Here is a 14,530-nt window from a genome sequence, read left to right as displayed (position 1 = left end):
TTACGCGGCATGGCTGCTGCTTCCCCCGAGGTAAAGGTCCTGGATGACGGATGAGCCCTGCGCCTCTTCCTTGCTGCCGGAGAACGCGATGCTGCCGTTCTCCAGGACATAGACCGAGTTCGCGAGGTTCATCGCAAGGCGCGTGTTCTGTTCGACCAGCAACACGGTGAGGTTGCGCTCGGCGACCAGCTTGCGCACGACTTCGAGCACCTGTTCCACCAGCACCGGCGACAGCCCCATCGACGGCTCGTCGAGAAGCAGCACGCGCGGCTGCGCCATCAGCGCGCGGCCGAAGGCCAGCATCTGCTGCTCGCCGCCCGACAAGGTGCCGGCGGGCTGCTGCAGGCGCTCCTTCAGGCGGGGAAATGTCTGGAAGATGAAGTCCTCGACCTCGGGCCGCGACGACGGCAGCTTCGCGGCGATCGCGCCGAGGCGCAGGTGGTCCGCGATCGTGAGGTCCGGGAAGATCTGCCGGCCTTCGGGCACGTGGATGATGCCGCGCTTGACGATCTCGTGCGGCTCCAGCTTGTCGATGCGTTCGCCTTCGAACTCGATGGTCCCCGCGCGGGCGTCGATCACGCCGGAGATCGCGCGCAGCAGCGTCGACTTGCCCGCGCCGTTGGGGCCGAGCACCGTGGTGAGCCCGCCCATGGCGACGTCGACGTCGATGTCGTGCAGCACCGTCGCGCGGCCGTAGCCGGCCTGCAGGCCCTTAATGCGCAGCATGGCCGGCTCCCAGGTAGGCTTCGATCACGCCGGGGTCCGTGCGGACCTGCTCGGGGCGGCCCTGCGCGATCAGCTTGCCGAAGTTCAGCACGTAGAGGTATTCGGTCAGGCTCATGACGAACGCCATGTCGTGCTCCACCAGCAGGAAAGCGACGGGCCGGGCCGCGCGCACCCGCTTGAGCGCGGCGACCAGCGCCTGCTTCTCGGACGAATTCATGCCGGCGACCGGCTCGTCCAGCAGGATCAGCTTGGGGTTGGAGATGAGGGCCCGGCCCAGCTCCGTGAGTTTCTGCAGCCCGTAAGGCAGGTCGCCCGCGACGCGATCGAGGTGCGCTTCCAGCCCGAGCAGGACGGCGACTTCCGCGACCTGCTGGTCGACGGCCATTTCCTCGCGGCGCGCCGCGGGCAGTGCGAGGCCGCTGGTCACGAAGCCGGCCTTCGTGGCCGAAGTGGTCCCCATCGCGAGGTTGTCGCGCACGGTCATCGTCGGGAACAGGCGGACGTTCTGGAAGGTGCGCGTGATGCCGAGCGCCGCGACGTCGTGGACGGCAACGCCCGCGATCTCCTTCTCGTCCAGCAGCACCCTGCCGCCGGTCGGCTCGTAGATGCGCGAGATCACGTTGATCAGCGTCGACTTGCCCGACCCGTTGGGGCCGATCAGGCCGACGACCTGGTGCGCGGCGACGGTGATGCTGACGCCATCGACGGCCTTCAGGCCCCCGAAGTGCATCGACACGTTGTCGACGGAAAGAAGCGATGTGCCCGTGTTCATCGCTTCACCACGATGCCCGCCTTCTCGCGGTCCCAGATCTCGCCCAGGCGCGCCTGGGCGTCCTGCTTGAGCTTGTACTTCTCGACCTTCTCGGTCATGGTCTTGGGCAGCTGGGGCAGGAATTCCACGTAGCGCGGCACCATGAAGTAGGCCATGTTGTCGTTGCAGTGGTGCACCAGCTCGGCCTCGGTGAGGCGGCCGCCCTCGCGCAGCACCACGCTCACCATCACCTCGTCCTCGCTGTGCTCCGACTGCACCGGGAAAGCGGCGACGTCGAGCACGGCGGGGTGCATGAGGATCATCTGCTCCACCTCGAACGACGAGATGTTCTCGCCGCGGCGGCGGATCGCGTCCTTCTTGCGGTCCACGAAATAGATGTAGCCGTCCTCGTCCATCCAGCCGCGGTCGCCGGTGTGGAACCACAGGTTGCGCAAGGTGCTCGTCGTCGACGCGGGCATGTTGTAGTAGCCCTGCGCGAAGATCCACGGCTCCCTGGTGCGCACGACGATCTCGCCCGGCGTGCCGCGCGGCAGCTCGAAGTCGTCGTCGTCGACGATGCGCATCTCGCAGTACGGCGCGGGCTTGCCGCCCGACTCCCACTTGGAGGGCGGGTCGTCGGGGCCGCGCACGGTCACCATGCCGCAGTCGGTCAGTGCGTAGACCGACGTGAACTTGATGCCGAAGCGCTCCTCGAACTGGTGGTAGAACTGCTTGGGCGTGGGCACCACCATCACCTGGCGCACCTTGTGGTCGCGGTCGGCCGGGCTGGGCGGCTGGCTCCAGAGGAAGCTCGTCATCGCGCCGAGCGAATTGAACTGCGTCACGCCATGGCGGCGGATGTCGTCCCAGAAGGCCGACGCCGAAAAGCGGCGCACCATCACGACCGATGCGTCGGCGATCAGCGCCGGCAGGACGCTGCACAGCCAGGCATTGCCGTGGAACACCGGCAGGCAGACGTACAGCACGTCGTCCGGCCGGTAGCCATACGTCTCCGCCAGCACGACGCCGCAGCTCACGGTGTGCGAGTGGGTGGACAGGTTTCCCTTCGAAGGCCCGGTGGTGCCCGAGGTGTAGAGCAGCGAGTGGAGGTCGTTGAAGCGCACGTCCACGTCGGGCGCGCTGTCGGACGATGCGGCCATCAGGCTGGCGTAATCGGCGAGCGGCCAGCCGATGCTGCCCGCGGCGGGCTGTTCCCGGCCCGCCTCGGCGATCGAAAACACGTTGCGCAGCTTGGGCACGCGGCCGCCGATGGCGGCCAGGCGCGGCACGAGCGCCGCGTCCGCCACCAGCACCTCGCTGTCCGATTGCTCCAGGTAATAGGCGAGCAGCTCGCCCTTGGCCGCGGTGTTCAGCGGCACCGACACGGCGCCCAGCTTGCCCAGCGCCACGTACAGCAGCACGATCTCGGGCTTGTTCTCGATCATCAGGGCCACGTGCGTGCCCTTGGTCACGCCCCGGGCGGCCAGGCCGTTGGCCAGCTTGTTGCTGAGCACGTCGAGGTCACGGTAGGTGATCGTGCGGTCCTCGAAGCGGATGAAGGGCCGGTCGCCGTGCTCGCGCGCCTTGTCGGCCACGATCCGGCCGAGGACGCGGTCCCGGATGGGATAGGACTTCATGTGGGCTTTGCCTCGGAGATGGGAGTGGCCGGGCGCCTGCGGGGGATGCGCGACGCAACCCAGTCGAACGACTTCTGCAGCAGGCCGATGAGGCCGGTGGGCCAGAACACGAACACGAGGATCATCGCGAGGCCGTACACCAGCTGGTGGTGGCCGCCGAAGCCGCGCAGCAGCTCGGGCAGCACGACGACGAAAGCGGCGCCGAGGAACGAGCCGGCAATCGAGCCGAGGCCGCCGACGACGATCATCGAGACGAAGGTGATCGACAGCCAGAGCGTGAAATGCTCGACGCTGATGAAGTTGATGATCGGCGCGTACAACGCGCCGCCCAGCGAAGCCAGGGCCGCGCTGACGGCGAAGGCCATCACCTTCAGCCGCGGCACGTTCACGCCCAGCGAGCTGGCGGCCAGTTCGCTGTCGCGCATGGCCACGAGCATCCGGCCCGGCCGCCGCTTGACGACGTTCGCGACGAACAGCACCGTGACCACCACGATCGCAAGCACCAGGTAATACATGCGGCCCGGCGTGTTGAAGGCGAAATCGAGGATCTTCGGCGGGTTCACCGTGAGGCCGTAGGGCCCGCCCGTGATGCCCTTGAAGTGGTAGAGCCCGCGCTCCACGCTGATGCCGAAGGCCATCGTCGCGATGGCGAGGTACAGGCCCCGCAGCCGCACCGCCGGGAAGCCCACGCCCAGGCCGATCAGCCAGCCGCTTGCCACGGCAATCACCAGCGCGAGCGGGAACGCCACGTTGTACTTCAGCTGCGCGATGGTCGACACGTACGCGCCGATGGCGAAGAAGCCGGCATGGCCGAGCGATATCTGCCCGCTCAGGCCGGTGAGCAGGTTCAGCCCTACCGACACGACACCGTATGCGCCGGCAAGCGCGAGCAGGTAGAGCCAGTAGTCGCCCGCCACGAAAGGCAGCGCGACGGCGATCGCAAGGACGACCCAGGGGACGAGGGATCGGTTCACACCTTCTCCTTGCGTTGCTTGCCGAACATGCCTTCCGGCTGCAGCAGCAGCACCACCAGGATGAATGCGAAGGCGATCGTGTCCTTCAGGTAGGTCGGGATGTAGAGCACCGCGACGTTCTCGATTACGCCGAGCACGAGCCCGCCCACGAAGGCACCCACCAGGCTGCTCAGCCCGCCGAGCGCCGCGACGGCGAACGCCTTGATGATCGGCGCCTGCATCATGTTCGGCTGCAGGAAGGTGAGCGGCGCGATGAGCACGCCGGCCACGGCGCCGACCGCCGAACCGACGATCCATGCCGTCGATGTGAGCCGGCGCAGGTTCAGGCCGATGAGCGCGGCGCCGAAACGGTTCTGCGGGATCGCCCGCAGGGCCAGGCCCGTGCGCGTCCAGCGCAGGTAGGCCGCCAGGCCCATCGCGATGACGAATGCGGTGGCCAGCACGCCCAGGTGCTGCGCCGCGATGGCCGTGTCGCCGATGCGGATCGTGCCTTCGCCGAAGATCGAGGGATACGGCCGCACGTCCGGGCCCCAGATCGCCTTGACCGAGCCGTGGATGACGAAGAACAGCCCGAGCGTGACCACCACGGTGGCGAGCAGGCCGCTGGTCTGCACCGGGCGGATCACGACGCGCTCGACGAGCAGGCCGATCACGGCGCCGGCGATGATGCTGGCCACGATCGCGACCGCGAACGGGGCGTGCAGCGAATGGAACACCGAGAAGCCGATGAAGGCCGCGAGCGCCGAGACCTCGCCGTGCGCGAACGTCGCGATCTCGGTGATCCGGTTGATGAACACGAGGCCCAGCGCGAGGAGCGCGTACACGCTCCCCTCGGCAAGGCCGTTGATGACGGCCTGATCCATGGCGGCAGCTCAGTGAAGGCGCGGTGCGCGCGTTACTTGGAGACGATCCAGTCGGACGCCTTCGACCACTTGCCGCCCTTGACCTGGATCATGTACAGCGAGCGCTTGCCGTCGTGGTCGTTCGCGCTGAAGACGACGGGGCCCATCATGGCGGACTGCTTCGGGTTCCACTTTTCCAGCGCGGCGATCACCTTCTCGCGCGTGGGCTGCGGGCCGGCTTCCTTGATGGCTTCGATCACCAGCTGCATCGCGGCGTAGGCGTAGGCCGTGAAGAAGGTGGGATCGACGTCCGGGGAATACTTCTTCAGGTTGGCGAGGTAGGCCTTGATGGCCGGGTCGTCGCTTTCGGGACGGGGCATCATGTCGGCGGCGTAGAAGCCTTCGGCCAGCGGGCCCAGCAGCTTGATCAGCGTGGCGTCGGCCTGCGTCGTGAAGCCGGCGTACTTGGGCTTGAAGCCGATGCGGTCGGCTGCCGTGACGAGGCGAGCCGATGCTTCCAGCGTGGTCGCCGTGTACACGAAGTCGCAGCCGGCGTTCTTCATCTTGAGCACCTGCGCCGAGAAGTCGGTGGTTCCGCGCTCGAAGGTCTCGGCAGCGGCCAGTTCCATCTTGCGCGCTGCGACGGCCTTCTTGGCGCCGGCGAAATGGTCCTCGCCCGACGGGTCCACCTGGTAGACCAGGCAGGGCTTCTTCGAGCCCGCGTTGTCGATCATCCAGCCGACGATGATGTCGGCCTGCGTCAGGTAGGCGGGATGCGCCATGAACAACTGCTTCAGGCCCGCCTGGTTCAGCTGGGTGGAGCTGGCGCCCATCGGGAACAGCAGCGGCACCTTGGCCTGCTCGAGGTACTTGGCGGCGACGACGGTGGTGGGCGTGCCCAGCCCCGTCATCACCAGCACCTGGTCGCGTTCGACGAGCTTGCGGGCCGCGGCCATGGCGCGCGAAGGCTCGTAGCCGTCGTCCTCGATGATCAGCTCGAGCTTGCGGCCGTTCACCCCACCCGCGTCGTTGGCAGCCTGGATCGCCGCGTTCCAGCCGGCGCTCATCTGCTTGCCCGTGAGGGGGATCGGGCCGGTCAGCGCGTTGTACGCGCCGATCTTCACGAGCTTGTCGGTGACGCCCTGGGCGGCCGCGGGCTGGACGGCGGCGGCCACGAGCGCGCCTGCCGCGATGGCGGCGGCGAGTTGCCGCACGAACTTGATATCACGCATTGCTTGTCTCCAATCGGGTCGGGTTGGTTTTGAGGGTTGCCGGCGCGCCTGCGGCGTCTAATCGGAGCCCCTGGGGGTGCGCGTCGAGCGCGCGGGTGATGAGTTGCACGAGCTGGTCGGCGACGACTTCGGCGGACCACTCGCCGCCCTGCCGGTACCACTTGGGCACCCAGTTCATCGCGCCGAACAGCGCGAAGACGGCCAGTTTCGAATTGCACGGGATGATGCTGCCGTCGCGCATGCCTTCCTCGACCAGCGCGCGATAGCGGCGCTCCAGCTGGTCGCGGCGGCGGATCAGGTTGCGCAGCTGGTCCGGGAGCAGCGCGCCTTCCTCGAGGATCACGACGGGGTGGCCGAAGTCGCCGATCAGCTCGGCAAGGTAGCCGCGGATCGTCACGCGCAGCTTGTCGAGGCCGTTGCGGCCCGTGCGCTCGCCGTCTTCCAGGTGGCGGAAGCTCATGTCCATCACCAGGTTGAAGCACGCAGCGAGCACTTCATGCTTGTTCTTGACGTACCGGTACAGGGCGGGCTTGGTCACGCCCAGCCGCTCGGCGATGTCGTCCATCGACGTCCCGTGGAAACCGCTGCGGTTGAAGCAGTGCGCGGCCGCATGAAGGATGGAGTTGCGCTTGAGCTCGTCCTTTTCCTCCTGGGACGGCAGAGCATTGCCCCAGGCGGCGACCGGGCGCGCCGCGCCGGCCGCGGCCTTGCGCGCGCTGGGCCTGAGCTTCGAAACGTTGGATCGCTGTTGCATGTGACCGAAAGATAAGGTATCGTTTCTCGCGAGTCAAGTCCGGTTACCGATCGGTAACCTAGGGAAACCACTTAGTAGAGCGGCGGCCCGGCCGCGAAAGGAGACGTTCGGATGACTGTGTACATCGTGGGCCTCGGCCTGCACCCGCCCAGCCGGGCGGAGCGCGGCCTGCGGCTCGAGGAAATGGCGTGGCGCACTTCGCGCGCGGCGCTCGAATCGGCTGGCGTGAGCCGCCGCCAGCTCGACAGCGTGACCCTGGGGGCCTGCGACGAAATGGACGGCCGCCCCATCTCGAGCATGCTGATGACGGCGCCCGCCGGCGGCTACGGCACCGACGAGATCAAGGTGACCGACTCGGGCGCGACCGCGCTCGCCCTCGCCTACGCGCGCGTCCTCGCCGGCGAATCGAACCTGGGCCTCGTCGTCAGCTGGTGCAAGACGTCCAAGACCGACATCGGCTCCGTCTTCCGCCTGCGTGGCGAGCCCTTCTACACCCGCCCTCTCGGCATCGACGACACCGTGGCCGACGCGCTGTTCGCGCAGGCCGTTGCTGCCGAGTTCGACGTGAGCGACGGCGAGGCGAACCAACGCGTGCTCGACGCCTACACCCGGGCCGCGCGCAACCCGCGCGGCATCGGGCACGACGTGCCGACGCGCGACGCCGTCGCGGCCTCCGCCTACGAAGCCACCCCGCTGCGCGCCGCGCAGCGCGCGCCGCACACCGACGGCGCGGTGGCGCTGGCGCTTGCGTCCGAGCAGTTCCTGCGCAGCAACCCGGGCGTCAAGCCGCTGGCGCGCATCGCGGGCATCGGCTGGGCCACGGACGAATACCGGCTGGACGGCCAGAGGCTGCGCGCCATGAAGTCCGCGCGCACCGCCTGGCAAAGGGCGCTCAAGCAGGCAGGCCTGCGCGGCGCCGGCGAACTGGATGCGGTCGAGCTCGAGTCCCAGACCGCCTGGCACGAAGCAGCCTACGTGCGCGCATTCGGCATCGAGCGCAAGGAGACGGTCTCGCCATCGGGCGGCGCCTTCGCGCAGAACCCGCTGTTCTGCACCGGCCTCGTGAACGCGGCCGAGGCCGTGCTCCAGGTCTCGGGCCGCGCCGGTGCCGTGCAGCGGCCTGGCGTGAAGCGCGCCGCGGCGCACGGCTGCCACGGCTACGCGCAGCAGGGCAACGTGGTGATGGTGTTCGAAGGCACGGGAGCGACGCAATGAGCATGAACCACACGGTTGCCGTGCTGGGAACCTACCAGACCGAATTCAAGACGCACGACCCGGACCACACGTTCGCCGAACAGGCGCAGATCGCCGCCGCCGGCGCGCTGAAGGACGCGGGCATGACGCCCGGCGACGTGGACGCCATCGTCTTCTCGCTGGCGCCGACCTACTTCATGGGCGTGGCCGATGCCGACCGCTGGTCCATCGACCACATCTTCGGCGCCGGCAAGCCGATGCTGCGCGTGCACACGGGCGGCGCCACCGGCGGCTCGGCGGTGCAGGCCGCCTACAACCTGGTCCGCTCGGGCCTGCACCGCTCGGTGCTCGTCGTCGGCGCGGAGCGCATCGCGGAGACACCGGACGCGCAGGACGTGCTGAACCTGATCTTCGACGTGTTCTACGAACGCGACATGCCGCTGTCGACGAACACCTCGGTCGGCCTGTGGACCACCAGCTACATGGCACGCTACGGCTACACCGAGGAGGACCTGGCGCGCGTGGCGGTCCGTGCCCGCCGCCATGCCACGAAGAACCCGCACGCGCACCTGAAGGGCCTGATCACCGTCGAGGACGTGATGGCCTCGCGCATGATCAGCACGCCCCTCAAGCTGTTCGACATCTGCCCGCGCTCGTCCGGCAGCGCCGCGATGGTCGTCGGCAACATGGACATGGCCAAGCAGTTCTGCTCCCGGCCCGCGTTCATCAACGGCGTGGCCAGCCGCACCACCACCTACTGGATCGGCGACCGGATGACGCCGACGACCGACGCCGATTTCACCGACTTCGTGATCGCGGGCGAAGCCGCGTCGGTTTGCTACAAGCAGGCGGGCATCACGGACCCGCTGGAGCAGGTCCAGGTGACGGAGTTCTACGACCCCTACACGGTGATGACGCCGCTGCAGCTGGAGCGCCTGGGCTTTTGCGCGCCGGGCACCGCGCTGCGGCTGGAAAAGGAAGGCTACTGGGACATGGAGGGCGGCGCCGTGGCGGTCAACCCTTCGGGCGGCACGCTGTGCACCAACCCCATCGCGGTGTCGGGCCTTGTCCGCGCCATCGACGCTGCCACGCAAGTGATGGGCCGAGCCGGGACGATGCAGGTTCCGAACGTGCACAACGCCGTGTCGTCGGCGGTGGGCGGCATCGCCCAGTTCTACAACTGCACCGTGTTCGGCGACCAGCCGCACGGCCACTGAAATTCCAGGAGACAGCAATGAGCGAACGCAACACCGAACCCGGCGGCGTGATCAACGAAGTGGTGACGCTGCGCTACGACTATTCCCTCGGCGAAGTCGCCGGCAAGTTCATGGAAGGGCTCAAGCAGGGCAAGATCCTCGCGACGAGCTGCTCCAAGTCGGGACTGACCTACCTGCCCCCGCGCGCCTATTGCGAGCGCAGCTTCGAGCCCTGCGACGGCTGGGTGGAAGCGGCGTTCGAAGGCGTCATCGAAGCCTCCACCATCGTCGTGCGCGGCTTCCAGGGCAAGCGCAACCCGCCGGTGGCGATCGCGTACGTCAAGCTGGACGGGATCGACTCGGCCATCGGCAACTACGTCGACGGCCTTGACCTGAGCAACCTGGATGCGGCCCAGAAGAGGATCGCACCCGGCAAGCGCGTCAAGGTGAAATTCGGGGCGACGCGCGAAGGCCGCATCACAGACTTCAGCTTCGTCTGCGCGGACTGAAGGCGGGCGGCATGAGCAGTGCATCGCCCGTGCGCGAGAGCCAGCGCGCCTGCATCGTCGGCATCGGCGAGACGCGCTACACCAAGCGCGGCGAGCAGGCAGACCGCGGCGAATGGGCGCTGGCCTGCGAAGCCGCGCTCAACGCCACGCGCGACGCCGGGCTCGACCCGCGGAACATCGAAGGGCTGGCCTCGTACTCCGGCGACACCTCGCTGCCCTGGCTGATGCAGCACGCACTGGGCATCCAGCACCTGCGCTTCGCCTCGATGGTTTGGGGGGGCGGCGGCAGCGGCGCCTGCGGTTCGCTCGCCCATGCCGTGGCGGCGGTGGAAAGTGGCCAGGCGGCGAACGTCCTGGTGTTCCGCTCGATCGTGCAGCGGCCCGGCAGCCGCTATGGCGAGGCCGGCGGTTTCTCGGAAGTGCCGCAGATCGACCTGCTCGCGCCCTTCGGCATGCTGATGCCCGCCAGCATGATGGCGCCGAGCTTCATGCGGTACATGCACGAATACGGCATCCGCACCGAGCACCTGGCGGAAGTCGCCCTGGCCTTCCGCGACAACGCGCAGCGCAACCCGCGCGCCGTGATGCATGGCCTGCCGCTCTCGATCAACCAGTACATGGCCGCGCGCATGATCGCCGAGCCGCTGCGCCTGTACGACTGCTGCCAGGAGAACGACGGCGCCTGCGCCCTGCTCGTGACCACGGCGGAGCGCGCGCGCGACCTGCCCGGCAAGCCCGTGCGCGTGCTGAGCGCGCAGCAGGGCGGCAACCCCGGCTGGGGCTCCGCGACGATGGGCAGCCACACCATGCCCGCTGCCGAGTACGGCTGGGGCAACGGCGAGCAGCTCTCGAACGACCTCTATGCCGCGGCCGGCGTGTCGCCATCCGAGGTGGACTTCGCGCAGATCTACGACCACTTCACGCCCGCCGTGCTGATGTCGCTGGAGAACTTCGGCCTGTGCGGCCGCGGCGAAGGCGGCGACTTCGTGGCGGCCGGGAAGATCCGCCGTGGCGGCTCGATGCCCCTCAACACCGCCGGCGGCCTGCTGTCGGAGGCGTACATCCACGGCCTGAACCTCGTGGCCGAAGCCGTGCGCCAGCTGCGCGGCGAATCGACATCGCAAGTGCCGGGTGCACGGGTCGGCCTCGTCACCGCCGGCATCGGGTCGACCCCGATCAGCGCCGCCCTCCTCGCCGCATGACCATGACCAGCTACCTGCCCGACCTGGGCCCCATCACCGCGCCCCAACTGCCCGACCATTTCGCCTTCTGGGACTACTGCGCGAAACGCGAACTGCGCTTCCAGTGCTGCAGCGCGTGCGGGCAATGGCGCCACCCGCCCGCGCCCGTGTGCCCGCACTGCGGGTCCGCCGCCGTGGAGTGGAAGCTCGCCCCGTCGCGGGCCGAGCTCTTCAGCTACACGGTGGTGCACCACGCGTCGACGCCCGCCTTGCGCGGACACGTTCCGTACAACATCGCCATCGTCGCCTTCCCCGACCTCGTCGACATCCGCATCGTGAGCAACGTGCTGGACGTGCCGCCGCAGGAGCTTCGCATCGGCATGCCGCTGCAGCTCGTGTGGCAGGAACAGGCCCCGGGGCGCGTGCTGCCGCTCTTCGTGCGCGCGAAAGCCACGGCATGAGCGAATTGCTCTACCCGGCCGGTGAACCACCTGCACCCGGCCAGGCCGTGGAGGTCGCGCCGGGCGTGCTGTGGCTGCGCATGCCGATGCCGTTCGCCCTGAGCCACATCAACTTCTGGGCGATCCGCGACGGCGATGCATGGGCCATCGTCGACAGCGGCCTGCACACGGTGGAGACGGCCACCGCGTGGCTGCAGCTCGTCGCGCCCGGCGGGCCGCTGCAGGGGCGGCGCGTTTCGCGCGTGTTCGCGACCCACATGCATCCCGACCACGTCGGCATGGCCGGCTGGCTCACGCGCCGCTTCGACTGCCAACTGTGGATGTCGCGCCTGGAATACCTGAATTGCCGCCTGCTGGTGGCGGACACCGGGCGCGAGGCACCGGCCGACGGCGTGCGCTTCTACCGGCGCGCCGGCTGGCAGGACGCGCAGATCGAAACCTACCGCGCGCGCTTCGGCGCGTTCGGCCGGATGATCCACCCGTTGCCCGACAGCTTCCGCCGGCTCGAGGACAAAGCCGTGCTGCGCATCGGCGAGCATGACTGGCATGTGGTCGTCGGCCGCGGCCACTCGCCCGAGCATGCATGCCTGCACTGTCCCGCGCTGCGGCTGCTGATCTCGGGGGACCAGGTGCTGCCGCGCATCACTTCGAATGTCTCCGTGCACCCCACGGAGCCCGCGGCGGACCCATTGTCCGAATGGCTCGAGAGCCTGGCCGAAATTGCGCGGCGTGTGCCCGACGACGTGCTGGTGCTGCCCGCGCACAACGAGCCTTTCACCGGCCTGCACGAGCGGCTGCGGCAGCTGGAGGACAGCGTGACGCAGGCCCTGACGCGATTGCGGACCAAATTGCAGGAGCCGCGGCGCGTGGTCGACGTGTTCGACGCGCTGTTCCGGCGGCCCATCGGCGACGACCCGCACCTCCTGAGCATGGCCACCGGCGAAAGCGTGGCGCACATCAATTACCTGCTCCAGCGCGGCGAGGCGCAAGTCGAGCGGATCGAAAGCGGCACCGAGTGGTATCGGATCGCACCCGAAAGGCACACATGAACCCGTTGCAAGGTCTCACAGCCGTCGTCACCGGCGGCACCACCGGCATAGGCCTCGCGTGCGCGCAGGCCTTGCTCACCGCGGGGGCCGAAGGGGTCCTCATCAACGGCCGCGACGCCGCGCGCGCGGAAGATGCGCGACAGTCGCTCCAGTCCCGGTTCGCGGGTGCGCGCGTGCTGTGCGCCGCCGGCGACATGGGCCGCGCCGGGGATGCGGCGCGCGTGATGGCGGCGGCGCACGAGGGTCTCGGTCGCATCGACATCCTCGTGAACTCCACAGGCGGCACCGACGTTCCGAAACTGCTGCACGAGACCGCGCTGGAAGACATTGCCGGGATCCTGGACCGGACGCTGCGGCCCCAGCTCACGAGCTGCCGCGCGGCCCTGCCCTACCTGCGGGACGCCGGCCGCGGCTGCGTGATCAACATCGCGTCCGACGCCGCGAAACTGCCCACGCCCGGCGAGTCGGTGATCGGCGCGTCGATGGCCGGCATCGTGATGTTCACGCGCACGCTCGCGATCGAAGGCCGCCGCAACGGCATCCGCGCGAACGTGGTCACGCCGTCGATGACCAGCGGCACGCGCCACTTCGAAGCGGTCATGGCCGACCCGTTCTGCGCGAAGGTGTTCGCCAAGGCGGAGAAGATGGCGGCGCTCGGCGTGGTGACGAAAGACGAGCTGGCGCAGCTGGTGGTGTTCCTGGCCTCGCCTGCCGCGGCCAAGATCACCGGGCAGGCGATCAGCATGAACGGCGGGATTTCGGCGCTATGAACGCGGAACCCGTCTTCGTTGTCGGCGTCGGGCATACGCCGTTCGGCAAGCACGCCGACCTTTCGCTGCGCGAGCTCGCACAGCGCGCCACCGTCGAGGCGATGAACGATGCCGGCATCGAACTCGCCGCGCTGCAGGCCGCCTTCTTTTCCAATGCGACCCAGGGCCACATGGAAGGCCAGGAGATGATCCGCGGCGAGATCGTGCTGCGCAGCCTGGGCGTGGGCGGCATCCCGGTCTTCAACGTGGAGAACGCCTGCGCCAGTGCCAGCTCCGCATTCAAGCTTGCCGTCAACGCATTGCGCGCGGGCGACGCCGACGTGGCGCTGGCGCTGGGCGCCGAGAAGATGTTCTCGCCGGACCGCGAACGCATGATGAGCGTGTTCGACGGGGCGTGGGACGTCGCGACCGCGAAAGAGAATGCGCGGCGGCTCGCCGAGCTGGGCGCGGGCGTGGACGTGCCGCCCGGCACCACCTCGCCTCGCCCCTACAGCGTCTTCATGGACGTCTATGCCGCCTTCGCGCGCTTCCACATGAAGCGCTTCGGCACCACGCAGCGCCAGCTGGCGGCGGTCGCCGCGAAGAACCACGAACACTCCGCCGCGAACCCGCTGTCGCAGTACCGCAAGGTGTTCACCGTCGACGAAGTGCTCGCGGCGCCGCCCATCACGTACCCGCTGACGCTGCCGATGTGCTCGCCGATCTCGGACGGCGCCGCCGCGGCCGTCGTCGCGACCCGCGAGGGCATGCGGCGGCTGGGTCTCGACGCGAGGCGCGCCGTTCGCGTTCTCGCTTGCGTCGTGCAGTCCGGCAGCGATCGCGCGGCCGACGAGGTGGAGCGCCACTGCACCGCGCTCGCCGCGAAGCGCGCCTACGAAGTCGCGGGGCTGGGGCCGAAAGAGATCGACGTCGCCGAAGTGCACGACGCAACGGCGATGGGGGAGATCATCCAGGTGGAAAACCTGGGCTTCTGCGGCTACGGCGACGGCGGCCCGCTCGCCGAGCGCGGCGAGACGCGCATCGGCGGCCGCATCCCCGTCAACCCCTCCGGCGGCCTCGAGTCGAAGGGCCATCCCATCGGCGCCACCGGGCTGGGCCAGATCCACGAGCTCGTCAAGCAACTGCGCGGCGAGGCGGGCGCACGCCAGGTGAACGGCGCGCGCACCGCCATCGCCGAAAACGGCGGCGGGCTGCACGGGATCGAGGAAGCGGTGGCCTGCATCACGATCCTCCAACGCGCGCAGCCCTGAAGGG

15 protein-coding genes are annotated in these 14,530 nt (G+C 68.8%); 8 read left to right on the top strand and 7 right to left on the bottom strand.

Annotated elements, in window-relative coordinates:
• From WG903_RS10510 to WG903_RS10480, 7 genes are read right to left on the bottom strand one after another with little or no spacing between them, the layout of a single operon-like run.
• A complete protein-coding gene (locus WG903_RS10510) occupies positions 1-726 on the bottom strand; it encodes an ABC transporter ATP-binding protein (RefSeq protein WP_340075023.1) in 726 nt (241 codons plus the stop codon).
• Positions 713-1,498 carry an ABC transporter ATP-binding protein gene (locus WG903_RS10505; RefSeq protein ID WP_340075021.1) on the bottom strand — a complete coding sequence of 262 codons (786 nt, stop codon included), beginning with the start codon at positions 1,496-1,498 and terminating at the stop codon, positions 713-715. Before WG903_RS10505 ends, WG903_RS10510 begins: the two co-directional genes overlap by 14 nt.
• A complete protein-coding gene (locus tag WG903_RS10500; RefSeq protein WP_340075019.1) occupies positions 1,495-3,114 on the bottom strand; it encodes an ATP-dependent acyl-CoA ligase in 1,620 nt (539 codons plus the stop codon). Before WG903_RS10500 ends, WG903_RS10505 begins: the two co-directional genes overlap by 4 nt.
• Entirely contained in the window at positions 3,111-4,088 is a 978-nt protein-coding gene (locus WG903_RS10495; RefSeq protein ID WP_340075017.1) for a branched-chain amino acid ABC transporter permease, read from the bottom strand. Before WG903_RS10495 ends, WG903_RS10500 begins: the two co-directional genes overlap by 4 nt.
• Positions 4,085-4,951 carry a branched-chain amino acid ABC transporter permease gene (locus WG903_RS10490; RefSeq protein ID WP_340075015.1) on the bottom strand — a complete coding sequence of 289 codons (867 nt, stop codon included), beginning with the start codon at positions 4,949-4,951 and terminating at the stop codon, positions 4,085-4,087. The genes WG903_RS10495 and WG903_RS10490 overlap by 4 nt, the downstream gene beginning before the upstream one ends.
• 32 nt (positions 4,952-4,983) lie before the next feature.
• Positions 4,984-6,162, bottom strand: a complete 1,179-nt coding sequence (locus WG903_RS10485) for an ABC transporter substrate-binding protein (RefSeq protein ID WP_340075013.1) — start codon at positions 6,160-6,162, stop codon at positions 4,984-4,986.
• Entirely contained in the window at positions 6,155-6,916 is a 762-nt protein-coding gene (locus WG903_RS10480) for a TetR/AcrR family transcriptional regulator (RefSeq protein WP_340075011.1), read from the bottom strand. Before WG903_RS10480 ends, WG903_RS10485 begins: the two co-directional genes overlap by 8 nt.
• Positions 6,917-7,027: 111 nt before the next feature.
• On the opposite strand from WG903_RS10480, the gene WG903_RS10475 reads away from it, so the two are divergent.
• Genes WG903_RS10475 through WG903_RS10440 form a run of 8 tightly spaced genes read left to right on the top strand, consistent with a single transcriptional unit; the run spans position 7,028 to position 14,526 of the window.
• The gene (locus tag WG903_RS10475; RefSeq protein WP_340075009.1) at positions 7,028-8,131 is read left to right on the top strand and encodes a thiolase family protein; all 1,104 of its coding nucleotides are present in this window, start codon (positions 7,028-7,030) and stop codon (positions 8,129-8,131) included.
• On the top strand, positions 8,128-9,327 hold the full coding sequence (locus WG903_RS10470) for a thiolase family protein (RefSeq protein WP_340075007.1): 1,200 nt from the start codon (positions 8,128-8,130) through the stop codon (positions 9,325-9,327). The genes WG903_RS10475 and WG903_RS10470 overlap by 4 nt, the downstream gene beginning before the upstream one ends.
• A gap of 17 nt (positions 9,328-9,344) precedes the next feature.
• Complete coding sequence (locus WG903_RS10465; RefSeq protein ID WP_340075005.1) at positions 9,345-9,815, top strand: Zn-ribbon domain-containing OB-fold protein; 471 nt, start codon at positions 9,345-9,347, stop codon at positions 9,813-9,815.
• An 11-nt stretch (positions 9,816-9,826) separates the two neighbouring features.
• The gene (locus WG903_RS10460; RefSeq protein ID WP_340075003.1) at positions 9,827-11,017 is read left to right on the top strand and encodes a thiolase C-terminal domain-containing protein; all 1,191 of its coding nucleotides are present in this window, start codon (positions 9,827-9,829) and stop codon (positions 11,015-11,017) included.
• Entirely contained in the window at positions 11,014-11,457 is a 444-nt protein-coding gene (locus WG903_RS10455) for a Zn-ribbon domain-containing OB-fold protein (protein ID WP_340075001.1), read from the top strand. The genes WG903_RS10460 and WG903_RS10455 overlap by 4 nt, the downstream gene beginning before the upstream one ends.
• Positions 11,454-12,506 carry an MBL fold metallo-hydrolase gene (locus WG903_RS10450; protein ID WP_340074999.1) on the top strand — a complete coding sequence of 351 codons (1,053 nt, stop codon included), beginning with the start codon at positions 11,454-11,456 and terminating at the stop codon, positions 12,504-12,506. The genes WG903_RS10455 and WG903_RS10450 overlap by 4 nt, the downstream gene beginning before the upstream one ends.
• Positions 12,503-13,276 carry an SDR family NAD(P)-dependent oxidoreductase gene (locus tag WG903_RS10445; protein ID WP_340074997.1) on the top strand — a complete coding sequence of 258 codons (774 nt, stop codon included), beginning with the start codon at positions 12,503-12,505 and terminating at the stop codon, positions 13,274-13,276. Before WG903_RS10450 ends, WG903_RS10445 begins: the two co-directional genes overlap by 4 nt.
• A complete protein-coding gene (locus WG903_RS10440) occupies positions 13,273-14,526 on the top strand; it encodes a thiolase family protein (protein WP_340074995.1) in 1,254 nt (417 codons plus the stop codon). The genes WG903_RS10445 and WG903_RS10440 overlap by 4 nt, the downstream gene beginning before the upstream one ends.
• Positions 14,527-14,530 lie beyond the last annotated feature (4 nt).

The organism is Ramlibacter sp. PS4R-6, from assembly GCF_037572775.1.
Lineage (GTDB): Bacteria > Pseudomonadota > Gammaproteobacteria > Burkholderiales > Burkholderiaceae_C > Ramlibacter.
The sequence above is the reverse complement of the archived record's forward strand: the minus strand, read 5'-3'. Positions and strand labels throughout refer to the sequence as shown.

Excerpts from the sequence above, each read along its gene's own strand:
- WG903_RS10440 (WP_340074995.1), top strand. The coding sequence starts at position 13,273 with ATGAACGCGGAACCCGTCTTCGTTGTCGGCGTCGGGCATACGCCGTTC.
- WG903_RS10485 (WP_340075013.1), bottom strand. The coding sequence starts at position 6,162 with ATGCGTGATATCAAGTTCGTGCGGCAACTCGCCGCCGCCATCGCGGCA.
- WG903_RS10460 (WP_340075003.1), top strand. The coding sequence starts at position 9,827 with ATGAGCAGTGCATCGCCCGTGCGCGAGAGCCAGCGCGCCTGCATCGTC.
- WG903_RS10470 (WP_340075007.1), top strand. The coding sequence starts at position 8,128 with ATGAGCATGAACCACACGGTTGCCGTGCTGGGAACCTACCAGACCGAA.
- WG903_RS10500 (WP_340075019.1), bottom strand. The coding sequence starts at position 3,114 with ATGAAGTCCTATCCCATCCGGGACCGCGTCCTCGGCCGGATCGTGGCC.
- WG903_RS10445 (WP_340074997.1), top strand. The coding sequence starts at position 12,503 with ATGAACCCGTTGCAAGGTCTCACAGCCGTCGTCACCGGCGGCACCACC.
- WG903_RS10465 (WP_340075005.1), top strand. The coding sequence starts at position 9,345 with ATGAGCGAACGCAACACCGAACCCGGCGGCGTGATCAACGAAGTGGTG.
- WG903_RS10490 (WP_340075015.1), bottom strand. The coding sequence starts at position 4,951 with ATGGATCAGGCCGTCATCAACGGCCTTGCCGAGGGGAGCGTGTACGCG.
- WG903_RS10480 (WP_340075011.1), bottom strand. The coding sequence starts at position 6,916 with ATGCAACAGCGATCCAACGTTTCGAAGCTCAGGCCCAGCGCGCGCAAG.
- WG903_RS10450 (WP_340074999.1), top strand. The coding sequence starts at position 11,454 with ATGAGCGAATTGCTCTACCCGGCCGGTGAACCACCTGCACCCGGCCAG.
- WG903_RS10475 (WP_340075009.1), top strand. The coding sequence starts at position 7,028 with ATGACTGTGTACATCGTGGGCCTCGGCCTGCACCCGCCCAGCCGGGCG.
- WG903_RS10505 (WP_340075021.1), bottom strand. The coding sequence starts at position 1,498 with ATGAACACGGGCACATCGCTTCTTTCCGTCGACAACGTGTCGATGCAC.
- WG903_RS10455 (WP_340075001.1), top strand. The coding sequence starts at position 11,014 with ATGACCATGACCAGCTACCTGCCCGACCTGGGCCCCATCACCGCGCCC.
- WG903_RS10510 (WP_340075023.1), bottom strand. The coding sequence starts at position 726 with ATGCTGCGCATTAAGGGCCTGCAGGCCGGCTACGGCCGCGCGACGGTG.